This window comes from Kribbella rubisoli (genome assembly GCF_004217145.1).
GTDB lineage: Bacteria > Actinomycetota > Actinomycetes > Propionibacteriales > Kribbellaceae > Kribbella > Kribbella rubisoli.
Genome location: NZ_SHKR01000011.1, coordinates 1912559 through 1935258, shown reverse-complemented (window position 1 = coordinate 1935258; position 22700 = coordinate 1912559). Strand labels below are relative to the sequence as shown.

20 protein-coding genes are annotated in these 22700 nt (G+C 68.3%); 16 read left to right on the top strand and 4 right to left on the bottom strand.

What is annotated here, in order from left to right:
• The first annotated feature begins 6 nt into the window (after nt 1-6).
• Both EV645_RS12265 and EV645_RS12260 read left to right on the top strand, forming a co-directional pair.
• Nucleotides 7-1215 (top strand): S53 family peptidase, encoded by a 1209-nt coding sequence (locus tag EV645_RS12265; protein WP_130442743.1) that lies wholly within the window; start codon nt 7-9, stop codon nt 1213-1215.
• A 209-nt stretch (nt 1216-1424) separates the two neighbouring features.
• A complete protein-coding gene (locus EV645_RS12260; RefSeq protein ID WP_130442741.1) occupies nt 1425-4349 on the top strand; it encodes a M36 family metallopeptidase in 2925 nt (974 codons plus the stop codon).
• 129 nt (nt 4350-4478) lie between these two features.
• Here the strand turns inward: EV645_RS12260 and EV645_RS12255 are convergent, their stop codons facing one another.
• Nucleotides 4479-5030, bottom strand: a complete 552-nt coding sequence (locus EV645_RS12255; protein ID WP_130442739.1) for a PadR family transcriptional regulator — start codon at nt 5028-5030, stop codon at nt 4479-4481.
• A 107-nt stretch (nt 5031-5137) separates the two neighbouring features.
• Between EV645_RS12255 and EV645_RS12250 the strand changes: the two genes are divergently transcribed.
• The gene (locus EV645_RS12250; protein ID WP_130442737.1) at nt 5138-5968 is read left to right on the top strand and encodes an SDR family NAD(P)-dependent oxidoreductase; all 831 of its coding nucleotides are present in this window, start codon (nt 5138-5140) and stop codon (nt 5966-5968) included.
• A 61-nt stretch (nt 5969-6029) separates the two neighbouring features.
• Nucleotides 6030-6866 (top strand): SDR family NAD(P)-dependent oxidoreductase, encoded by an 837-nt coding sequence (locus EV645_RS12245; RefSeq protein ID WP_130442735.1) that lies wholly within the window; start codon nt 6030-6032, stop codon nt 6864-6866.
• Nucleotides 6867-6931: 65 nt separating this feature from the next.
• On the opposite strand, the gene EV645_RS12240 is transcribed toward EV645_RS12245, so the two are convergent.
• On the bottom strand, nt 6932-7942 hold the full coding sequence (locus tag EV645_RS12240; RefSeq protein WP_130442733.1) for a LacI family DNA-binding transcriptional regulator: 1011 nt from the start codon (nt 7940-7942) through the stop codon (nt 6932-6934).
• A gap of 242 nt (nt 7943-8184) precedes the next feature.
• On the opposite strand from EV645_RS12240, the gene EV645_RS12235 reads away from it, so the two are divergent.
• The 4 genes from EV645_RS12235 (at nt 8185) to EV645_RS12220 (ending at nt 11540) form a co-directional block, all read left to right on the top strand.
• Complete coding sequence (locus EV645_RS12235) at nt 8185-9087, top strand: amidohydrolase family protein (protein ID WP_130442731.1); 903 nt, start codon at nt 8185-8187, stop codon at nt 9085-9087.
• A complete protein-coding gene (locus tag EV645_RS12230) occupies nt 9084-9644 on the top strand; it encodes a cysteine dioxygenase (protein WP_130442729.1) in 561 nt (186 codons plus the stop codon). Before EV645_RS12235 ends, EV645_RS12230 begins: the two co-directional genes overlap by 4 nt.
• Nucleotides 9645-9835: 191 nt before the next feature.
• Nucleotides 9836-10654 (top strand): class I SAM-dependent methyltransferase, encoded by an 819-nt coding sequence (locus EV645_RS12225; protein ID WP_130442727.1) that lies wholly within the window; start codon nt 9836-9838, stop codon nt 10652-10654.
• A gap of 13 nt (nt 10655-10667) precedes the next feature.
• Nucleotides 10668-11540, top strand: a complete 873-nt coding sequence (locus EV645_RS12220; protein ID WP_130442725.1) for a helix-turn-helix domain-containing GNAT family N-acetyltransferase — start codon at nt 10668-10670, stop codon at nt 11538-11540.
• A gap of 3 nt (nt 11541-11543) precedes the next feature.
• Here the strand turns inward: EV645_RS12220 and EV645_RS12215 are convergent, their stop codons facing one another.
• Nucleotides 11544-12638 (bottom strand): TIGR03118 family protein, encoded by a 1095-nt coding sequence (locus EV645_RS12215; RefSeq protein ID WP_130442723.1) that lies wholly within the window; start codon nt 12636-12638, stop codon nt 11544-11546.
• 131 nt (nt 12639-12769) lie between these two features.
• Here EV645_RS12215 and EV645_RS12210 point away from each other — a divergent pair, with 131 nt between their 5' ends.
• Together EV645_RS12210 and EV645_RS12205 are read left to right on the top strand one after the other, a co-directional pair.
• Complete coding sequence (locus tag EV645_RS12210) at nt 12770-13162, top strand: RidA family protein (RefSeq protein WP_130442721.1); 393 nt, start codon at nt 12770-12772, stop codon at nt 13160-13162.
• A 61-nt stretch (nt 13163-13223) separates the two neighbouring features.
• A complete protein-coding gene (locus EV645_RS12205; protein ID WP_130442719.1) occupies nt 13224-14030 on the top strand; it encodes a PhzF family phenazine biosynthesis protein in 807 nt (268 codons plus the stop codon).
• 31 nt (nt 14031-14061) lie between these two features.
• Here the strand turns inward: EV645_RS12205 and EV645_RS12200 are convergent, their stop codons facing one another.
• Complete coding sequence (locus EV645_RS12200) at nt 14062-14685, bottom strand: hypothetical protein (protein ID WP_130442717.1); 624 nt, start codon at nt 14683-14685, stop codon at nt 14062-14064.
• Nucleotides 14686-14932: 247 nt separating this feature from the next.
• On the opposite strand from EV645_RS12200, the gene kdpF reads away from it, so the two are divergent.
• From kdpF to EV645_RS12170, 6 genes are read left to right on the top strand one after another with little or no spacing between them, the layout of a single operon-like run.
• Nucleotides 14933-15022 carry a K(+)-transporting ATPase subunit F gene (kdpF, locus tag EV645_RS12195; protein ID WP_130442715.1) on the top strand — a complete coding sequence of 30 codons (90 nt, stop codon included), beginning with the start codon at nt 14933-14935 and terminating at the stop codon, nt 15020-15022.
• Nucleotides 15022-16683 carry a potassium-transporting ATPase subunit KdpA gene (kdpA, locus tag EV645_RS12190; protein WP_130442713.1) on the top strand — a complete coding sequence of 554 codons (1662 nt, stop codon included), beginning with the start codon at nt 15022-15024 and terminating at the stop codon, nt 16681-16683. Before kdpF ends, kdpA begins: the two co-directional genes overlap by 1 nt.
• Nucleotides 16680-18761, top strand: coding sequence for a potassium-transporting ATPase subunit KdpB (kdpB, locus tag EV645_RS12185; RefSeq protein WP_130442712.1), 2082 nt, complete (start codon nt 16680-16682; stop codon nt 18759-18761). The genes kdpA and kdpB overlap by 4 nt, the downstream gene beginning before the upstream one ends.
• A gap of 14 nt (nt 18762-18775) precedes the next feature.
• Nucleotides 18776-19408, top strand: coding sequence for a K(+)-transporting ATPase subunit C (gene kdpC, locus EV645_RS12180; RefSeq protein WP_130442710.1), 633 nt, complete (start codon nt 18776-18778; stop codon nt 19406-19408).
• Between the two features lie 17 nt (nt 19409-19425).
• Nucleotides 19426-21996: a sensor histidine kinase gene (locus tag EV645_RS12175; protein ID WP_130442708.1), complete on the top strand. Its 2571-nt coding sequence runs from the start codon at nt 19426-19428 to the stop codon at nt 21994-21996.
• Nucleotides 21993-22670 carry a response regulator gene (locus tag EV645_RS12170; RefSeq protein WP_130442706.1) on the top strand — a complete coding sequence of 226 codons (678 nt, stop codon included), beginning with the start codon at nt 21993-21995 and terminating at the stop codon, nt 22668-22670. The genes EV645_RS12175 and EV645_RS12170 overlap by 4 nt, the downstream gene beginning before the upstream one ends.
• The last annotated feature ends 30 nt before the right edge of the window (nt 22671-22700 follow it).

The window sequence follows — 22700 nt, the reverse complement described above, 5'->3', positions numbered from 1 at the left end:
GTCCAGTTGAGGCAACGGATTCTCGTGTCCGCCCTGGGCGTCGGCGCACTGGCCGTCGCAGGACTGACCGTCCAAACACTGTCCGCAGCGGGAGCCGACGCGGCGACCCCCTACACCGCCGGGAAGCACGCCGCCAGGGTGTGCTCGACCGCCAAGGCCAAGCACACGGCCAGCTGCAACGCGGTGAAACTGGTGAACCCGGACGGGTTCGCGCCGGCGGCCAGCGCGCCGCCGTCGACCGGCCTGACCCCAACCGGGCTGCGTGACGCGTACAAGCTCAACGGCCTCAGCGCCGGCGGCCGCACGGTCGCCATCGTCGACGCCTACGGCTATCCGAACCTGGAGCGCGACCTCGGCGTCTACCGCTCGCAGTTCGGCCTGTCCGCGTGCACGACGGCCAACGGTTGCCTGAAGGTCATCAACCAGACCGGCGGTACGTCGCTGCCGCGGTTCAATGCGGGTTGGGCCGGCGAGCAGGCGCTCGACGTCGACGCGGTCTCCGCGGCGGCGCCGGACGCGAAGATCATCGTCGTACAGGCCAACTCCGCCAGCTTCGCCGACCTCGGTACTGCGGTCCAGACCGCGGCCAAGCAGGCCGGTGTGGTCGCGATCTCGAACAGCTACGGCGGCGGCGACGCGTCCGATGCCACCTACGGCGCGTACTACAACCACCCGGGTATCGCAGTCACCGCATCCACCGGTGACGACGGCTACCAGGGCGGCAGCTACCCGGCGTCCTCGTCGTACACGACCGCTGTCGGCGGTACGTCGTTGGTTGCCGCCAGCAACTCTCGCGGCTGGAGCGAGAGCGTGTGGAGCGGTGCGGGCTCGGGCTGCTCGACGTACAACACCGCACTGCCGGGCGCAGCGTCGTTCAGCACCGGCTGCTCGAAGCGCGCGATGGCGGACGTCTCCGCCGCCGCCGACCCGGGCAAGGGCGGCATGGCGATCTACTACCCGACCAGCAAGACTGCGTCGACCTGGGCGCAGTTCGGCGGGACGAGTGAGGCCGCGCCGATCATCGCCGCGGTCTACGCGCTGTCCGGTAACACCAGCGGCTACGCGAACGCGTTCCCGTACGCCCACCCGGGCTCACTGTTCGACGTGACCAGCGGCAGCAACGGTTCGTGCCCCACGACCCAGTGGTGCAACGCCCGTACCGGATGGGACGGCCCGACCGGCCTCGGTACTCCGAACGGCGCCGGCGCTTTCTGACACGCCGTAACACTCTGGGCGACCGGGCAGTGGCTGCATGCAACCATTGCCCGGTCGCTCCTAGTACTGTTCCGAGCACGAAGGACAACCCTCAACTCCACGACATTCCGGGGATTTCTCTTCCCCGGAAGCTCGCGCAGGCTTAAGGTCAGCCCCCGGGACGGGTCGTGGAGGGCGATCCGCTAATACGAACTCCATGGAGATTTTCTGTGACAACATCACGCAGAGGGCGGGGGCTCCTGGCAGTCTCGGCCGTCTCCGCGGCTGCCGTCGTGCTGGCCATGACCGCCGGTGGCGCGGACGCCGCGCAGAAGCCCGGCGGCGCCGACGCGAAGAAGCCTGCCCAGGCCGACAAGCAGACGTCGGGCAAGGAGCGTAAGGGCAACTACGACGCCCGGACGCCGAATGCCAAGACCACCTACGCCCGCACCGCCAAGGTGCAGGGCAAGGAGACGGCCGCGTCGAAGAAGTTCCGCGACTCGCTCGGTGCCCAGGGTGTCGTCGAGGTCGACCCGAACACCGGCACCCCGGCCCAGGTCACCAAGCTGAACGGCTTCCTGACCGGCAAGAGCGCCAAGAAGGCCACCGACGTCACCCTCGGGTACGTGAAGGCCCACCCGGAGATCTTCAAGCTCTCCGACGCGGACCTCGCCACGCTGAAGCTGCGCAAGGACTACGTCGACGACCTCGGTACCCACCACATCTTCTGGACCCAGGTGGTCGACGGCGTCGAGGTCTTCGGCAACGGCCTGAAGTCCAACGTCACCAAGAACGGCCAGCTGATCTCCGTGATGGGCTCGCCCGTGTCCGGCCTCACCACGGCCGCGCAGGCGCGCTCCGCCGAGGCCGCGCCGAAGGTCTCCGCGGCCGGCGCCCGCAGCGCCGCCATCAAGGACGTCGGCGGTACGGCGAAGTCCGCGACCGCGACCACGTCCGGCGTGAACACCAAGTGGAGCAACGGCGATACCGCCCAGCAGGTGTGGTTCCACACCGCCGACGGGCTGCAGAAGGGTTGGCTGACCTACACCAACTCCGGCGGCCAGAACATCTACAGCCACGTCGTCGACGCCCAGACCGGTGCCACGCTCTACCGCAAGGACCTGGTCAGCGAGGGCAACGGCGACGCGCTGGTGCAGGACTACTACCCGGGCGCGGCCAAGGGCGGTACGCAGCGCACCGAGAACCTGATCTACAACAAGTGGCTGCCGAAGAACGCGAAAACCCTCCTCGACGGCACCTCGGTCGCGGCCTTCGCCGACGTCAACGACGACAACCAGCCGAACCCCGGTGAGACGGTCAAGGTGCCCGGCACCAAGACCGGCTCGGAGTACAAGCTGACGACGTTCCAGAACGCCTCGTCGTTCTGCTCGGCCGCGTTCATCTGCACCTGGGACCCGGCGAAGCCGGACTCCTGGAAGACCAACATGAACCAGGACGTCACCAACGCGTTCTACCTGGCCAGCAACTTCCACGACTGGCTGGCGAAGCCGCCGATCAGCTTCACCCCGGCGGCCGGCTCGTTCGACGCCGCGGGCGGCGACCCGGTCATGCTGAACGCGCTGGACGGCGCGGCCACCGCCGCGAACGGCGGCCCGGACGCCAACCACATCGACAACGCGAACATGTCGACCCCGCCGGACGGCCAGTCGCCGACCATGCAGATGTACCTGTGGCACTTCCCGGGTACGACCGACGAGCAGGAGGGCTACGTTCCGTCGAGCGGCGCGAACGACGCCAGCATCCTCTACCACGAGTACACCCACGGTCTGTCGAACCGCCTGGTCGTCGACGCCACCGGGAACTCCACGCTGAACAGCATCCAGGCCGGCTCGATGGGCGAGGCCTGGAGCGACTTCTACGCGATGGACTACCTGGTTTCGCACGGCCTGGAGAAGGACACCACCGCTCCGGGTGAGGTTCTCGAGGGTCGCTACGTCAGCCACGGCGAGCTGTTCCGTACGCAGGCGATCGACTGCCGCGTGAAGGCGGTCAGCCCGAACTGCATCCAGCCTGACGGTTCGAAGGGCGGCTACACGTACGCCGACTTCCCGACCATCGGCGGTACGCCCGAGGTGCACGCCTCCGGCGAGGTGTGGGCGCAGACCCTGTGGGACCTGCGTGAGCGCTTCGGCCGCAGCTACGCGATGAGCATCATTACCCGCGCGATGGAGCTGTCGCCGGCCGACCCGACGATGCTCGACATGCGTAACGCGATCGTCCAGGCCGACCTGGTCGCCAGCGGCGGCAAGAACGCCGACACGATCTGGACCGTCTTCGCCAACCGCGGCATGGGCTGGTACGCCGGTGTCATCGACGGCGGCGACAGCTTCCCGGCCGAGGACTTCCACAAGCCGCCGACGGGTGCGACCACGACCCTGACCGGCACGGTCAAGGACAAGGACACCGGTGCTCCGGTGGCCGGCGCGCTGGTCTACGTCGGCGGCCACTCCTCCGGGTACGCCGGTGACTACGCCGGTACGACCGATGCCAACGGCAACTACGCGATCACGGGTGTGGCACCGGGTACGTACCCGAAGCTCGTGATGTCGGCTCCGGGGTACGAGCTGCTGGTCCAGCCGGCCACGGTCAAGCCCGGCGCCAAGGCGAACTTCGCGCCACGTCGCAACTGGGCCGCCTCCTCCGGCGGTGGCACGGTGGCCGACTTCAACGGTCCGGACTTCAGCCCGCAGTGTGGGCCCGGGTTCGCGATCGACAACGCCCAGGGCACCGGCTGGGGCAGCACGACCGGCGACGACGCCGGCACGCCGACCAACACGATGATCGAGAAGCACATCGACATCAAGCTGCCGGCGAAGGTCAACGTCAGCGGGTTCAACATCGACCCGTCCAACACCTGTGGTGACCCGGGCAGCGCTTCGACCGGTGGTTACCGGGTCGAGACGTCGGCCGACGGCACCACCTGGGCGGTCGCGGCGTCGGGCACCTTCGACGCCACCAACCGGGGCAAGTACAACCTGGTCGCCCCGACCGGCAACGCGACCGGCGTCCAGTACGTCCGGTTCGTGATGACCAGCCCGCAGGTCCCGGACTTCAAGACGAACTGCCCCGACGGTGCCTTCGGCGGCTGCCAGTTCACCGACATGACCGAGATCCAGGTCTTCGGCAAGAAGTAACGCAGTACCCCTCCCGCGAAGGCCGGCCGAGCTCATTGCTCGGCCGGCCTTCCGGTGTTTGGAGGGGATATCCACCGCTGTTGGGGGTTCTCCGGTCGTACACCAGGGGAGAACCCCCAACTCGAAGGGTTATCCGTTCGTGTGGGGCGAGGTGGGCTTGGCGGGTGGGACGGTTTGGGCCCATTCGGCCCAGTCGGCGAGGGCGGAGTACAGGCGGATGCCGGCTTCGATGGTGACGCGCATCGACTGGGTCTGCTCGCTGTACCCGAATTCGCCGCGGTCCTTGCGGGCCGCGTAGTCGCGGTACTGGTCGGCGAGCTCGCGATAGTAGGTCGCCTCGGCCTCGAGGTGGCGCTGCAGTTCGTCGGTGTCCATCATCCAGAAGAACAGTGAGCGCAGCAGCGGCTGGAGCCGCATCGTGTGGTCGACGTCGACCTCGGTCAGCCAGCGCTTCACCTCGACCACGCCGGCATCCGTGATCCGGTACGCCTTCCGCCGCCGCGGCCCCTCGCTCTCGACCTCGACCAAGCCCTCGGCGGCGAGCTTGTTCAGCTCGGCGTAGATCTTCGGGTGCTGCGCCGGCCAGATCGAGCCGAGCACCTCGGTGAACCGCCTGGCCAGGTCGTACCCGCTGGCCGGCCCTTCGGCGAGCAGGCCGAGCAACCCGTGCCGCAATGACATGTCCACCTCCTTCGCTGTACCGCCATCTTGACATGTCCAGTGGGACATGTGCATGCTCAGATATGTCCCTAGGGACATGTCCATGAGAACATCTGCGAGGGGTTCCTATGAGTGAGGCACGGGCAGTTCTCGTCACCGGATCAACCGGCGGCATCGGTACGGCGACGGTCCGGCTGCTACAGAGCCGCGGCTTCATCGTGTACGCCGGAGCGCGCGGGCCGGCTGGATTCGAGCCGGGAGTGCGGGTGGTGCCGTTGGATGTGGCGGATCCGTCGAGTGTTGCCGCGGCGGCCAAGCGGGTCGCGGGGGAGGTTGACGGGCTGTGGGCGGTGATCAACAACGCCGGCGTGATCGTGCAAGGGCCGCTGGAGCTGGTGCCTGCTGATGAGTGGCGACGTCAGTTGGAGGTGAACACGCTTGGCCCGGCATCCGTCGTACGGGAGTTCCTGCCGCTGGTGCGTGCCGGCCACGGCAGGATCGTCAATGTGAGTGCGGCAACGGGGCGGGTCGCGATGCCGTTGCTGGGGGCGTTGTCGGCGAGCAAGGCCGGGTTGGAGGCTTTGTCGAACGCGCTCCGGCTGGAGTTGGCGGCCTGGAAGATCCCGGTGGTGGTGGTCGAGCCTGGGGCGACGCAGACGGAGATCTTCGCCCGGGCGGGCGCTGCGGCGGATGTCGCACTGCAGCAGGCTGATCGTGATCGGGTGGAGTTGTATGCGGCGCACCTGGCCGCTTATGAGAAGGCGATGGGTCGGTTCAAACCGGGCCCGGTGGAGAAGGTTGCCGAGGTCATCGTTCGAGCAGTCGAGGCGCGTCGTCCACGCCGCAGGTACGCCGTAGCCGAGGCCCGCGCGCTCGGGGCGATCCTGCCGAAGCTCCCAGCGGGCTTGAGAGATCGCGTAGTCAGCGGGGCCGTCGGCCTGAACGGCATCAAGCCGTGAGAGATAGTGCGCGCGGGCCGGCTGCGGACCATCGAAGCTGGCCCATGATCGGAGCTGGGCGATGAGCACGATCGTTCTGATCGGCGCGACCTCAGGCCTCGGACGCCGCGCGGCCGAGCAGCTGGCCGCGGGTGGGCATCGGCTGTTCCTCGTCGGACGTGATCCGGAGCGTGCGGCCGCGCTCGCCAAACAGTTGCCGGACGCAACGGTCATTGCGGCGGACGTGTCGGTGCGATCCGGCGTCGAGCAGGTCGCGGCCGAGATTGCGGGTCGGACCGGGCGGATCGACGTACTGATCAACAACGCGGGCGTGATGACGCCGACCCGGCAGGAGACGGCGGAAGGGATCGAACTGAACCTCGCCGTACACCATCTGGCTCCGTGGTCGACGGTCGCGTTGCTGGCGCCGCTGATCCCGGCTGGCGGACGGATCGTGAACGTGAACTCCGAGGGCCACCGGTCGCCGATGCGCGGCGGGGTGGTGCGGCTCGATCCCGCGCGATTGGCAGACGGGGCGGAGTCGTTCGATCCCTTCCTCACCTACAGCCGGACCAAGCTGGCCAACCTGCTCTTCACCTACGAGCTGCAACGGCGGCACCCGGAGTGGGGCGTCGTCGCCGTACACCCAGGCGTCGTGCGGACCGACCTCGGCCGCCAGTTCCCGCGCCTACAGGTCGCCGCGATCTCGGCCTTTGCCCTCCCCGCCCGCCGCGGCGCCGAACCCGTGGTGCAGCTAGCCACCAGCCACAATCGACCAACCGGCTACTACGACCGCTTCACCAAGGTCCGCTCCTCCACCACCTCGTACGACGAATCCCTGGCCCGCGAGGTCTGGGCCAGCACCGAGCGGCTCCGACCGCATGATGGCTCAGTCGTCCGGATCGTGGACAACGAATAGTAAGTGTAGTGGATTAGTTTAGTTTCGACTGCGTGGATCCTGCCGCGCATCGGTCGTCGCCCCGCTCAGCTGGAGGGTGGGGCGGCTACCGAGCCGCGTTCGATCAGGGTTGGTGTGAGGGTGGTGCGGCGTACGCGGCGGTTGGTGTCGACGGCGGACGTGACGCGGGTGACGACGTGGGCGACCAGGTCGTCGAGGGGCCAGTGGAACGTCGACAGCGGCGGCGTGAGCAGCTGGGACATCGGCTGGTCGTCGTAGCCGAGCAGGGACAGATCGTCCGGGATGCGCAGGCCGAGCTCGCGGCTGGCGGCGTACACGCCGAAGGCCATCGAGTCGGCGAGCGCGAGGATGCCGGTCGGGCGGGTCGTGCTGGTCAGCAGCGTGCGGGCGACGTCGGTCGCGCCGGCCAGGTCGTGCGGGCACTGCAGCAGGCGGATCTCCAGCCCGAGGTTGGCCGCCACCCGCTGGGCGAGCTCCTCGGCGGGGCGCTCGACCTCGAAGCGCCGGGTCGGGCTGAGCACGGCGACGCGGCGGTGACCGGCGTCCGCGAGCCGGCGCAGCGCCGTACTGACGCCGGTTTCGTTGTCGAAGATCACCTCGGACTTCGCCTTCGCGCCGGGCAGGGCGTCGCCGATCGCGATCACCGGCGCCTGCTTGGCGATCTCCGCCCAGGCTTTGGCGGCCGGGTCGATCGGGATCACCACGATCGCGTCGGCGCGGTGGTCGACGAGGTGCTGGGCGAGCTCGAGCTGCCGGTCGGCGTCGCCGGCCGAGTCGATGATCCAGGCGTTGCGGTCCGGCGCGAGGAGCTCTCGGCCGAGGGCGGCGGCGACGCGTTGCTGCCAGAGATCCTCGAGGGACGCACACAGCACGCCGATGGAACCGCTGCGGCCCGAGGCGAGCGCGCGGGCGACCGGATCGGCCTGGTATCCGAGGCGGTCGGCCGCATCCTGGACCCGCTGCCGGGTCTCGGGCGTGCCGTGCAGTCCGCGCAGCGCGTACGACACAGCGGCCATCGAGAGCCCGGTCTCGGCGGCGATGTCCTTGAGGGTTGGCCTCCGGCCGGTTCCGGACATGCCCACGACCCTAGCCGTAGCCGTGGACAAAACCAGCCGGCGCAGCCGACCGGCTCCGGGGTCAACCCCTCGGACGACCGGTTGGCACCCTGCATGCGGGTGAGGCAACCGGCAAGTCCGGGGGTTGACCCCTCGGATGTCCGGGTGGCGGGCGACGGGCTTGACAAGTACCTCTTTGAAGCGCTTCACTCTAAGCATCCTGAAGCGCTTCAATCTGATCAAACCACGGGACGGAGGAGCCGATGATCGACGTCCACCAGCACCTGTGGCCGGAAGCGTTCGTCGACCGGCTCCGGGCGCGCCGCGAGCCTCCGTACCTCGACGGCTGGACACTGCACACCGCGACGGAGGCGCCGTACGACGTGGATCCCGCGGCACACGAGCTCGGCAAGCGGGTGGCGCTGGAGCAGGACGCCGGTACGACGCTCGCCGTCGTCTCGCTCTCGAGCCCGTTGGGTATCGAGGAACTCGGGGATGCCGAACTGCTCAATGCCTGGCATGAAGGCGCTGCGCTCTTCCCGGAGCCGTTCAAGGCCTGGGCGTCGGTCGACCTGCTCGAGCCTGACGTCGAGCAGCTGGAATCCCTTCTGGACAAGGGATTTCTCGGCCTGCAGCTGCCTGCGCATGTGCTCAGCTCACCCTCCTCCTGGGAAGCGCTGGGCGAGCTGCTGCGGACTCTGGAGCGGTTGAACAAGCCGATCCTCGTCCATCCCGGCTCGGCCCGATCGAACGAAGCGCCGTGCTGGTGGGCGCCGGTCGTCGACTACACCACCCAGCTGCAAGCGGCCTGGTGGGCGTGGCACGCGTTCGGCGGACGGCGTACGTATCCGCGCCTGCGGCTGTGCTTCGCTGCCGCGGCCGGTCTCGCGCCGGTGCACCACGAGCGGCTGGCTGCCCGCGGCGGGCGGCTCGGCACTATCGACCCCAATCTGTACGTCGACACCTCGAGCTACGGCCCGCAGGGGATCGACGCGGTCGCGCGGATCCTCGGCATCGACCAGGTCGTGCACGGCACTGACCGGCCGTACGCCGGGACCACCGACCTCCGCCAGGGCGACGCCGCGACCGCGGTGATCCGCCACGACAATCCACACCGGCTGCTCTTCGGCGCCGGTGCACCTACTCCTGAGAGGGGAGTGCAGTGACTGCCCAGCCGATCGACGTACCGAACGTCCCAGCTCGCCAGGCAAGCCGGCTCGTGGAGCTCAACAACTGTTTGTCGCTGGACGACCTTCCGGGCCGGGACCTGAGCCCGGACGAACTGTCGGAGCTGGCCGGGTCGATCGCCGCGCAGCCGCACCTGTGGGAGGACCAGGTCGCGTACTCCGACGAGGAGCGCGTCTTCGCCTCCCTGCACCGCGACGCGAACGTCGACGTCTGGCTGATCTGCTGGACCCCGGTCAACGACACCGGCTGGCACGACCACGACGTCTCCTCCGGCGCGGTCGCGGTCGCCCGCGGCAAGCTCGTCGAGCACAACCTCGCCATCGGCGTCGAGTCGATCGAGACCGAGGTCGAGGCCGGCGACGTCTACGGCTTCGGGCCCGACCACATCCACCGCCTCACCGGCCTCGACAAAGGCAGCGTCACCGTCCACGCCTACAGCCCACCCCTGTGGCGCATGGGCCAGTACTCCGTCAAAGAAGGCGTCCTCCGCCGAGTCTCCGTCTCCTACGCCGACGAACTCCGCCCAATCGACTGAGAGCTCCGAGGCATCTGCAAACTCAGGGGTTGACCCCTGAGTTTGTCGGTTACCCCCTCGGAATCTGGGTGCGCAACCGACCATCTGAGGGGCCAACCCCGGAGAGTGGACCCGGGGCAGATTGATCTGCCCCGGGTTGCCCCGGGATCTGGCCTGCCTGGGGATGGGTTTTGTGTTCAGGCTTGGGTGTCATGACGATGCACTTGGAGCTCGAGGAGCACTACACCGAGCGGTACGACGAAGCGAGCCGGCTGGGGTCGACCGTCAAAGGGCGGTTGGAGCTGGCCCGGGTACAGGACCTGCTGAACAGGTACCTGCCACCCCCTCCCGCAGTGGTCGCGGATATCGGCGGCGGGCCCGGCGTACATGCGAGCTGGCTGAAACACCGCGGGTACGACGTGGAGCTGCTCGACCCGGTCGAGCGTCACGTCCAGCAGGCGACCGATGCCGGAATCAGCGCAGTACAAGGGGATGCTCGGCGGCTGCCGTGGGAGGACGAGGAGTTCGACGCCGCGTTCGTGGCCGGGCCGATGTATCACCTGCGGGAGGCGGGCGAACGGCAGCTCGCACTGCGCGAGGCGATCCGGGTGACGAAGCTCGGTGGGTTCGTCGCGGTGGTTGCGATCAACCGGGCCGCCAATCTGATCGGCTCCACCCTGGCCAACACGTTGATCGAACGGCAGGCCGTGGTGACGGACATCCTGCGCGACGGGTACAGCCCGCGCAACGATCGGATGGCGCACACGACTTACCACACCGTCGCCCAGCTGCGGGCCGAGCTCACTCACGCCGGCCTGCGCGGCGTGATGATCCACGGCCTGACCGGGCCGGGCGGTTGGCTGACCGTGATGATCGACGCCCACTACGGGGACCGTCCGCTCCCCGACAGCCTTCAGGAGCCGGATCCGCTGCGTACGGCGCTGGAGTGCGCGCGCCTGGCGGACAGCTATCCGGACATGGTCCAGTCGAGTTCGTTGCTGTTTGGAGTAGGCCAAAGAGCAGATCTCTGACTAAAGTCAGAGGATGGGTGTTGTGGAGGTGCGGCGGTTCAACCGGATGGTGACGCAGCGGGTGGGGGCGTTGCAGGAGGACTACTTGGCGCGCGGTCGTCCGCTGGGGGAGGACCGGGTGTTGTGGGAGATCGGGGCGGACGGGTGTGACGTGCGGACGTTGCGCGCTCGGCTCGATCTCGACTCCGGGTATGTGAGCCGGTTGCTGCGGTCGCTGACGAGTGCCGGGCTGGTGCAGGTCGAGCCGAGTGCGGCGGATGCGCGGGTGCGGATGGCGAGGCTGACGAAGAAGGGGCTCGCGGAGCGGGGCGTGCTCGATGCTCGGTCGGATGACTTGGCGGCATCGATCCTCGAACCGCTCGACGAGCGGCAGCGGGCGCAGTTGACCGCTGCGATGGACGAGGTCACCAGGTTGCTCACGGCCTCGATGGTCCGGGTCGAGGTCGTCGATCCGCGGCTGCCGGTGGCGCAGTACTGCTTGAACGCGTACTTCGAGGAGCTCGGGCGCAGGTTCGAGACCGGGTTCGACCCGGCGCGGAGCATCTCGGCGGACCACGCCGAGCTGACGCTCCCCGCCGGGTTGTTGCTCGTGGCAACGTTGCGTTCGGAGCCGGTCGGCTGCGGTGCGCTCAAACTGCACGGCGCTGAACCGGCCGAGATCAAACGGATGTGGGTCTCACCGGATGCGCGCGGGCTCGGGCTGGGCCGCCGGCTGCTGGCGGAGCTCGAGCGTACGGCGGCTGCCCACGGAGCAACCGCCGTACGACTCGAGACCAACCACAACCTGAAGGAGGCGATCGCCCTCTACCGCTCCTCAGGCTTCAAGGAAGTCTCGGCGTTCAACGCCGAGCCCTACGCACATCACTGGTTCGAGAAACCTCTCTGATCCCTACGGCATCCGGAGCTGGCCGAGGAGACCGTGCGTTTCCTTGGCCGGTCCGGCGGAGAACCAAAGGGTGTCCGTGCCGCCGGTGGTGGCAGTGCCTGGAAGGAGGGCCCAGAGGCCGTCGATCACCAGGGTCCTGCCGTGGCTGTTGCGGACCTGTCCGGCGAAGTCGAACCTGCCGTGCGACTTCGGCCGCAGGATGTTGATCCGGCCGTCGCCGAAGTTGCCGACGAGGAGCGTGCCGGTCGGCTCACCCCAGGTCGCGGGTGCCAGCGTCAGGCCCCACGGCGCGTTCAGCGTGCCGCGGGAGGCGACCCGGGTGACGAACTTGCCGTCGACGGTGTACTCGTCGACGTATCCGAGTCCGCGTCCGGCCTGGCTGCGGCCGGTCTTGGGGTCGGGCTTGGCGTAGGTCACGAAGATGTGGTCGCCCAGCGTCTGCACGTTGAACGGCGCGTACCCGCGCGGCAGCGAGAAGTCCCGGAACGCCCACTTCGACAGCTTCATTGGCATGAACGCGCTGTCGAACACATCGACCTTGCCCTGCGCGAAGTTCGCCGCGAACAGCCGGTCGGATGTAGGCGAGATCGCCAGACCGGTGTACGCCGCGCCCTTGGTGGTCGCCTTGATGTCGGCCGGGCCCATCAGCGGGTTGATCGTCGGGTTCCAGGCCGCGATCTGCCCGGTCAGCGTGGCGAAGATGAACCGCGCGGGTGCGGACGTGGTCGCGTTGCTGACCAGGAACCCGGTGCCCGGGTTGGACACCTGTCCGGTCGGCAGCGGCACCGTCACGCGGACGGCCGGTGACTTGGTCACCACGTCCGAGCCGGGCGCGGCGGAGTACAGCGTGGACGTCGACGTACCTTGGTTGGACACCCAGAGCGGGGTGGTCGCGCCGAGCGACAGCCCCCACGGGTTCACCAGGTCCGGGTCGGTCAGGACAGCTTTGCCCGCCTGGTCCGAGACCAGGTTGACCTGTTGTACGGCGAGCGCGTGGTGCGACCCGTGTGCGCTGGCGGCCACCGGGGTGACAAGTGCGAGGCCGCTGACCAGTGCGGTGGCAACCGCGAACGGCCGGCCCTTGGAGCGGAGTGACATGTCACTTTCCTGTCGGTAGGGATGCGGAACACCATCGATACGACCGGGTGGGCTAGGCGGTTCAATCGCCGCAAGGTAGACATGGCGGAGTACTCGGGTGGGGAAGCATTGATGAAGTTGAGGGGGAATCCATGTCAGATCTAGCGATCGAGCCGCTGAATCCGTCGATCCTGCCGATGTCGGGGAAGTACAGCCACGGGGTCCAGGTCGACGGCGCGCAGCGGATGGTGTTCGTCAGCGGGCAGGTGCCGTGGGGTAACGAACACGGCCGGGTGCCGGAGACGTTCGAGGCGCAGTGCCGGATGGTCTGGCGGAACGTGCTGGCGGTGCTGTCCGAGGCGGGGATGGGCATCCGGAACCTGGTGAAGGTGACGACGTACCTGTCCGACCGGCAGTACCGCGCGCTGAACGCGAAGATCCGCGAAGAGGTCCTCGGCGAGCATGCCCCGGCGCTCACGGTCGTGATCGCCGATATCTACGCGGAGAACTGGCTGCTCGAGATCGAGGCCGTCGCGATGGCCTGACCGGTCCACCCGGTCCCGAATGGCTATGGAAACCCGCTGCGGTCCTGTTTAGCGTCGAGCTATGAGGATCAGGGTTGTCGACGCGTTCGCTGATCGTCCGTTCGGCGGTAATCCGGCCGCAGTGTGTCTCTTCGACGCCGGGGCATGGCCGGACGAGGCCTGGATGCAGGCCGTTGCCGCCGAGATGAACCACGCCGAGACCGCCTTCGCGAGGCCGTCCGAGCGAGCCGACGCGGACTGGGATCTGCGCTGGTTCACGCCGACGAAGGAAGAGGTGCTCTGCGGGCACGCGACGCTGGCGACCACCCACGCGCTGGCTGCGGACGGCAAGGTGTCCGGAAAGGTCGCGTTCGCGAGCCTGAGCGGCATCCTCGTCGCGACGGTCGAGGACGACGGGATCACGCTGGACTTCCCGGTCAACCGGCCGTACGAGGTGCCGGCCCCGGACGGGCTGGCCGCGTCGCTGGCGGTCGAGCCGCTCGAGGTGTACGTCGCGGGCGAGCTCCGTGACCTGCTGGTCGTCGTCCGTGACGAGGCGACGGTCCGCGCGGTGGTGCCGGACTACGCGGTGATGGCCGGGATCATCCAGCGCGAGAAGCTGCGCGGCGTGATCGTGACCGCGCAGGGTTCGGAGTACGACTTCGTCTCGCGGTTCTTCGCGCCGGGAAGCGGGATCCCGGAGGACCCGGTGACCGGGAGCGCGCACACCAGTCTGGCGCCGTACTGGGGTGAACGCCTCGGACGGAACGAACTGGTCGGCTACCAGGCGTCCGCCCGAGGCGGGGTCGTACAGGTCAGCTCATCCGGCGACCGCGTCTACCTGAAGGGCCAGGCGATCACGGTCCTGGACGGCGAACTCTCGGTGTAGGTCGCTACGGCGTGGGCTCACCGGACACGACCTAGGCCCAGGTCTCGGCGTGGGTTGCGACGCCGTTCGGGGCGATGAGTTCGGTGACGACGTCCTCGGCGTCGGCGTCGAGCGGCTCGAACGGCGGCTCCGGTACGACGTACGCCCGCGCGCCGGCGACCATCTCGATACCGGGCAGCTCGAACCAGGCCTCGCCGACCTCGCGGCTGATCTCGTAGATCGCCTGCTCGGCGGAGTCGACCGGCTCCCGCTCGCCGGACTCGTCCAGCTCGGCCGGGTGCCGCTCCTGCGCGGCCCGGCCGGCCTCCAGCAGCGCGTCCAGGTCGACCACGCGGAGGTCGAAGCGCGACACCACACTGATCACCTGGTCCGGCTCGACGTCTTCCTCGTCCTCGTCGTCGTCCGGCTCGTCCAGCAGCAGCGGCGTTGTCCCGGTGTGCTCGAAGACGGCCTCGTTCCAGTCCTCGACCACGCCTTCGAGCGCGGCGTTGTGGTCGAAGAGCTCGGAGTTGTCCTCGTCGCCGGTCATCGCCAGCAGCGCCTCGGTGTGGGCCAGCAGGCGCTCGGCCAGCTTCTGGCTGGCGTCGGCCAGCGCGGCCCGGGTCTCCGCGGAGAAGAACTGCTCGGCGGGGGCGGGGGTGTCCAGTTCAGTCACGTGCGGGATCTTCCCTTGTCTGTCGGTGGGGATGCCAGCCGTAAGTATGTGAGAAGCCTGTGAGAGGTCCGTCGGCGGGTGTGAGAGGCCTGCGAGAACCCTCCTGACCGGGCAGCTAGCGGTGTGCAGTGAACCTATGAGTACTTTCACCGCGAGGTCGTGCCGTCATGGGTGACGTCATCTATCTCGCAGTCACCGTCGTCGTGTTCGCGGCCGTCTGGCTCGCGCTGCGAGGAGTGGAGAAGCTGTGAGCGCCGAGAACATTGCCGGCCTGGTGGTAGCCGCCGCTCTGGTCCTCTACCTGGTCGCCGCCCTGATCTTCCCCGAGAGGTTCTGATGTCAGACACCGCGGCCGGCCTGTTGCAGGTCGGCTTCCTCCTCCTGTGCCTGGCCGCCGTCTACCGGCCGCTGGGCGGGTACATGGCTCGGGTCTTCACGTCCGACAAGGACCTGCGCGTCGAGCGCGTGACCTACAAGCTGTTCGGCGTCGACTCGAAGGCCGACCAGACCTGGGGCGTCTACGCCCGGTCGCTGATCGCCTTCTCCGCCCTGAGCCTGATCCTGCTGTATCTCTTGCAGCGGCTGCAGCACTGGCTGCCGCTGTCACTGGGCCTGCCGAACGTGCCGTCCGGGCTGGCGTTCAACACCGCCGCCTCGTTCGTCGCGAACACCAACTGGCAGTCGTACTCGCCCGAGGTGACGATGGGCCACCTGGTCCAGTTCGCCGGCCTCGCAGTACAGAACTTCCTGTCCGCAGCCGTCGGCATCGCCGTCGCGGTCGCGCTGATCCGCGGGTTCGCCCGGGCCAAGACCGACCGGATCGGCAACTTCTGGGTCGACCTGACCCGGACCACGCTGCGGATCCTGCTGCCGATCGCGGTTCTCGGCACGCTCGCGCTGGTCGCGATGGGCGTCGTACAGAACTTCTCCGGCGGGCACGAGGTCACCTCGGTGATCGGCCAGACCCAGACCATCCCCGGCGGTCCGGTGGCCAGCCAGGAGGTCATCAAGGAGCTCGGCACCAACGGCGGCGGCTTCTACAACGCCAACTCCGCGCACCCGTTCGAGAACCCGAACGGTCTGTCGAACCTGTTCGAGATCTTCCTCGAGCTCGTCATCCCGGTCGCGCTGACCCGCACCTTCGGCCTGATGGTCAAGGACAAGCGGCAGGGCTACGCGATCCTCGGCGTGATGGGCACGCTCTGGGCGGCCTTCACCTTCGCCGCGACGTTCTTCGAGAACCAGGGCGCCGGTACGGCAACCCAAGCCGCGGGCGCTGCGATGGAGGGCAAGGAGACCCGCTTCGGCGAATGGGCCTCGGCGCTGTTCGCGACGTCGACGACAGGTACGTCGACCGGCGCGGTGAACTCGGCGCACGACTCGTTCACCCCGCTCGGCGGCGGTACGGCGCTGTTCCACATGATGCTCGGCGAAGTCTCACCGGGCGGTACCGGAACGGGTCTGTACGGCATGCTCATCCTCGCCGTACTGGCGGTGTTCGTCGCGGGCCTGATGGTCGGACGTACCCCGGAGTACCTGAAGAAGAAGATCACCGCGCGCGAGATGAAGCTGGTCTCGCTGTACATCCTGACGACGCCGACCGTCGTACTGATCGGCGCCTCGCTGGCGATGGGACTAGCGGTGGCACGGGCGTCGATCTTCAACACCGACAGCCCGCACGGGTTCTCCGAAGTGCTGTACGCGTTCACCTCGGCCGGTAACAACAACGGCAGCGCGTTCGGCGGTCTCAGCGCGAACATCCCGTTCTACAACACGGCTCTCGGGCTGGTGATGTTGCTCGGCCGGTTCGTCCCGATCGTGTTCGCGCTCGCGCTGGCCGGTTCGCTCGCCCAGCAGCAGCCGGTACCGGTGACCCAGGGCACGCTGCCCACCCACAAGGCCCTGTTCGTGACGCTGCTAGTCGGCACCGTCCTGATCGTGACCGGCCTGACCTACTTCCCTGCACTGACTCTTGGACCCCTCGCGGAGGGACTGTGACCACGCTCGTAAGGCCGCCCGCACCCCAGCCGGCGGCAACTCCCTCGAAGAGAGCATCTTCGGGTCTGTTCGACCCGAAGATGCTGCTCACCGCTCTGCCCGACGCGCTGCGCAAGCTCGACCCGCGGGTGATGGTGAAGAACCCGGTCATGTTCGTGGTCGAGGTGGGCGCGGTCGCATCGACGATCTTCGCGTTCACCGACTCGAGCGTGTTCGTCTGGTGGATCGTGGTCTGGCTCTGGCTGACAGTGATCTTCGCCAACCTGGCCGAGGCTGTCGCGGAAGGCCGGGGCAAGGCCCAGGCCGAGACGCTGCGCCGGGCCAAGACCGAGACGACCGCGCGCCGGCTGGTAGGCGACCGCGAGGAGGAGGTTCCTGCCACCGCATTGCAGCTCGGTGACCTGGTAGTGGTCGAGGCCGGGCAGATCATTCCCGGCGACGGCGACGTCGTCGAGGGTGTGGCGAGCGTCGACGAGTCGGCGATCACCGGCGAGTCGGCCCCGGTCATCCGTGAGTCCGGCGGTGACCGGAGCGCGGTCACCGGCGGCACCAAGGTGCTGTCGGACCGGATCGTCGTGAAGATCACCACCAAGCCCGGCGAGAGCTTCATCGATCGGATGATCGCGCTCGTCGAGGGGGCGTCACGGCAGAAGACGCCGAACGAGATCGCGCTGAACATCCTGCTGGCCAGCCTCACGATCGTGTTCTTGATCGCGACCGTGACGCTGCCGACGTTCGCGAACTACGCCGGTGTCAACCTCAACATCGTGATCCTGACAGCCCTGCTGGTCTGCCTGATCCCGACCACAATCGGCGCCCTGCTGTCCGCGATCGGCATCGCCGGCATGGACCGGCTGGTGCAGCGCAACGTACTGGCGATGTCCGGACGGGCCGTCGAGGCCGCGGGCGACGTGAACACGCTGCTGCTGGACAAGACCGGCACCATCACGCTGGGCAACCGGCAGGCCGCGGAGTTCATCCCGGTCAAGGGCGTCACCGACACCGAGCTCGCGGATGCGGCGCAGCTGTCCAGCCTGGCCGACGAGACGCCGGAAGGCCGGTCGATCGTCGTACTGGCGAAGACCGGGTACGGACTGCGCGAGCGCCACACCGGAGAGTTGCCGCACGCAACCTTCGTGGAGTTCACCGCGCAGACCCGGATGAGCGGCGTGGACGTGGACGACCGGCAGGTCCGCAAGGGCGCGGCCGGTGCGGTCAACGCGTGGATCCAGCAGCACGGCGGACAGACGGACCCGCAGCTCGGCGAGATCGTCGACGGCATCTCGGCCTCCGGCGGTACGCCGCTGGTCGTTGCCGAGAGCATCAACGGCACGGCTCGTCCGCTCGGCGTCATCCACCTCAAGGACGTGGTCAAGGAAGGTATGCGGGAGCGGTTCGACCAGATGCGCGCGATGGGCATCCGGACCGTGATGATCACCGGTGACAACCAGCTGACCGCGAAGGCGATCGCCGAGGAGGCCGGGGTCGACGACTTCCTGGCCGAGGCGACGCCCGAGGACAAGATGGCGCTGATCAAGAAGGAGCAGGAGGGCGGTCCCCTGGTCGCGATGACCGGTGACGGTACCAACGACGCGCCGGCGCTGGCCCAGGCCGATGTCGGCGTGGCGATGAACTCCGGTACGTCGGCCGCCAAGGAGGCCGGCAACATGGTCGACCTCGACTCGAACCCGACCAAGCTGATCGAGATCGTTGAGATCGGCAAGCAGTTGCTGATCACCCGCGGATCGCTGACCACGTTCTCGATCGCGAACGACGTGGCCAAGTACTTCGCGATCCTGCCCGCGCTGTTCGCCTCGGCGTACCCGGGGCTGGACAAGCTGAACATCATGGGGCTGCACTCGCCGGAGTCGGCGATCGTGTCCGCCATCGTGTTCAACGCGCTGGTGATCGTGGCCCTGGTGCCGCTGGCGCTGCGCGGGGTCCGGTACAAGCCGTCGTCGGCCTCGGCGATGCTGCGCCGGAACCTGCTGATCTACGGCGTCGGCGGTCTGATCAGCCCGTTCGTCGGAATCAAACTCCTGGACCTGGTGATCTCCTTGATCCCCGGTCTACGGTGAAAGGCTAGTTGTTCATGGCAAGCAATCTGCCCGGCTCGGTCCGGCAGTTCGGGGTGGCGCTGCGGGCGCTGCTCGTGTTCACGGCGATCCTCGGGATCGTCTACCCGCTGGTGATGACCGGCGTCGCCCAGGCCGTGTTCCACAGCAACGCGAACGGCTCGATCGTCAAGGTCAATGGCAAGGACGTCGCCTCCGACCTGATCGGTCAGGCGTACACGATGGACACCGGCAAGAAGGATGCCGACGGCAACGCGATCATGGTCGCGGTCCCGAAGTGGTTCCAGACCCGGCCGTCGGCGGTCGACTACGACGGGATGGGCAGCTCGGCCTCGCAGTACGGGCCGAACAACCCGGACCTGGTCAAGCTGATCGAGCAGCGCCGGCAGGATGTCGCCAAGCTCGAGGGCGTCGACCCGTCGCAGGTGCCGCCGGACGCGGTCACCGCGAGCGGCAGCGGCCTCGACCCTGCGATCAGCCCGGCGTACGCCGCTCTGCAGGTCAACCGGGTCGCCCGTGAGCGGGGCCTGTCAGTGGATCAGGTCAAGCAACTGGTCAAGGAGAACACGAAGGGCCGCACGCTGGGCTTCCTCGGTGAGCCGGCCGTCAACGTTGTCACGCTCAACAACGCACTGGCTGCGCTGGGCTGAACTGAGAGCATGGAGGTATGAGTAAGAACGGCCGCGGGCATCTGCGGATCTATCTGGGCGCCGCGCCTGGTGTCGGGAAGACGTACAAGATGCTGGGCGAGGGGCAACGGCGCCTCGCCCGGGGCACCGACGTGGTGGTCGGATTCGTCGAGACCCACGGCCGTGAACACACCGCGGAGATGCTCACCGGACTCGAGCTGGTCCCGCGACGGATCATCGACTACCGCGGTGCGAGCTTTACCGAGCTGGACATCGACGCGGTACTTGCCCGGCGGCCGGAGGTCGCGCTGGTCGACGAGCTCGCGCACACCAACGTCCCGGGCAGCCGGAACGAGAAGCGCTGGCAGGACATCGAGGAGCTGCTGGCCGCCGGGATCGACGTGATCTCGGCGGTCAACATCCAGCACCTCGAGTCGATCAACGACGTGGTCGAGAAGATCACCGGCGTACCGCAGCAGGAAACGGTCCCGGACCGGGTGGTCCGGGCCGCGGACCAGATCGAGCTGGTCGATATGACACCGGAGGCGCTGCGGCGGCGGATGGCGCACGGCAACGTGTACGCCGCAGACAAGATCGACGCTGCCCTGGGCAACTACTTCCGGGTCGGCAACCTGTCCGCCCTGCGTGAGTTGGCCCTGCTGTGGCTGGCCGATCGGGTGGATGCGGGCCTGCAGCAGTACCGGCAGGAGCACGACATCGACTCGACCTGGGAGGCCCGGGAGCGGGTCGTCGTCGCGCTCACCGGCGGGCCCGAGGGCGAGACGCTGATCCGGCGCGCTGCCCGGATCGCCGCCCGGTCGTCCGGCGGGGACCTGCTCGCCGTACACGTGGCGCGGTCCGATGGCCTGACCGGCGCGAACCCGAGCAAGCTGGCGGAGCAGCGCAATCTGGTCGAGAAGCTCGGCGGGACCTATCACCAGGTGGTCGGTGACGACATCCCGACCGCCCTGCTCACGTTCGCGAAGGCCGAGAACGCCACGCAGTTGGTGCTCGGAGGCAGTCGGCGGTCGCGGATCGGCTCGCTGTTCACCGGTCCGGGGATCGGCGCCAGCACGATCCGCGATTCGGGCGATATCGACGTACACATCGTCACGCACTCGTTCATGGGTCGTGGGCGGCTGCCGCGGTTGCGGGGGAGTCTGTCCCGGCGCCGGAAGATCGAGGGCTTCGTCCTGTCGATCGTGCTGCCGCCGGTGCTCGCGCTGGTGCTCGGGCTGGGCGGTGACACGCTGAACCTGACCAGCAACGTGCTGGCGTTCCTGCTGGCGGTTGTCGTGGTCGCGCTGGTCGGCGGGATGTGGCCGGCGATGGTGACCGCGATCGGCGGGTCGCTGGTCCTGAACTGGTTCTTCACCCCGCCGAGGCGGACGTTCACGATCGCCGAGCTGAACAACGCGCTGGCGCTGGTGATCTTCATCCTGGTCGCGGCGATGGTGAGCTCGGTCGTCGACCGGGCCGCACGACGTACCAGGCAGGCGGCCCGGGCGGCCGCGGAATCGGAGACGTTGGCGACTTTGGCCGGATCGGTACTACGGGGAGAGACAGCCCTGCCCGCGCTGCTCGAACGAGTGCGCGAGGCCTTCGGCATGACCGGGGCCTGTCTGATGGAACGTGTGGACGACGACGAGCTGACCGAGGTCTGGCGACCGCTGGCCTCGGCCGGCTCCCCGACCTGCACCCGTCCGGAGGAGGCCGACGCGGAGATCCCCGCGCGGGACGATCTGGTTCTGGTGCTGCAGGGTCATCAACTGGAGGCCGACGAGCGGCGACTGGTCGGAGCGTTCGCGGCCCACGCCGCGGCGTTGGTCGACCGCGCCCGGTTGAGCGAGGCCGCTGCTGAGGCGAAGCCGCTCGCCGAGGCCGACAAGCTGCGTACTGCGTTGTTGCGCGCGGTCGGCCATGACCTGCGGTCGCCGCTGGCGTCGGCGAAGGCATCCGTGACTTCGCTGCGTAGCGACGACGTCGAGTGGAGCGAGTCGGAGCGGGAAGAGCTGCTGGAGACGGCGGACGAGTCTCTGGATCGGTTGTCGCGGTTGGTGGACAACCTGCTCGACCTCAGTCGGCTGCAGGCCGGAGTACTGCCGGTGTTCACGCGGCCGATGGCGCTGGACGAGATCATGCCCGGCGTACTGGCCGAGCTGGGTGACGACGCCGACCAGGTGACGGTCGACATCCCGCACACCTTGCCGCTGGTCGAGGCGGATCCTGCGCTGCTGGAGCGCGTGGTCGCGAACCTGCTGGCGAACGCGATCCGCTACTCGCCTCCCGGCCGTCCGCCGCTGATCACGGGAAGCGCTCTCGGCGACATCGTCGAGGTCCGGGTGATCGACCGGGGGCCGGGGATCCCGCGCGAGGACCGGAACCGGATGTTCGCGCCCTTCCAGCGCCTCGGCGACACCGACAACACGGTCGGCGTCGGGCTGGGGCTGGCGCTCGCCCGCGGCCTCGCCGAGGCAATGCACGGCACGCTGCTGCCCGAGGACACCCCGGGCGGTGGACTGACCATGGTGGTCACCATGCCGACCGCCACCCTCCGCCCGACCGACGCCCCGGTCCCGGGAGCACGCGAAAGATCGGAGCAGGAGTGACCAGAGTTCTGGTGGTCGATGACGAGCCGCAGATTGTGCGGGCGTTGCAGATCAACCTGAAGGCGCGCGGGTACGAGGTGCATCTGGCCGGTACCGGTACGTCGGCGTTGAAGGTCGCCGCGCAACATCCGCCCGAGCTGGTGATCCTCGACCTCGGGTTGCCGGACTTCGACGGCGTGGACGTGATCCGCGGGCTGCGCGGCTGGACCGACGCGCCGATCCTGGTGCTGTCCGGGCGGACCGACCAGACAGACAAGGTCGAGGCGCTGGATGCCGGAGCGGACGACTACGTGACCAAACCCTTCGGGATCGACGAGCTCCTGGCCCGCATGCGCGCGGTACTGCGACGGAGCAACATCGCCCAGGACCAGCCGGTGGTGACGGTCGGAGGCGCGGTGGTAGACCTGGCCGCGAAGCGCGTGACGCTGGAGAACGGCGAAGACATCCGCCTCACCCCGACCGAGTGGCACCTGCTCGAGGTCCTGGTCCGCAACCCCGGCAAGCTGATGTCCCAACGCCAGCTCCTCACCGAGGTCTGGGGCCCCGGCTACGAGACCGCGAGCGGCAACCTCCGCTTCTACATGGGCCAACTCCGCCGCAAACTCGAGACCGACCCGGCCCGGCCCAAACACCTCCTCACCGAACCGGGCATGGGCTACCGCTTCGAACCCTGAGCGTGTCCGTTTCGTTCAAGACCTCCGGCG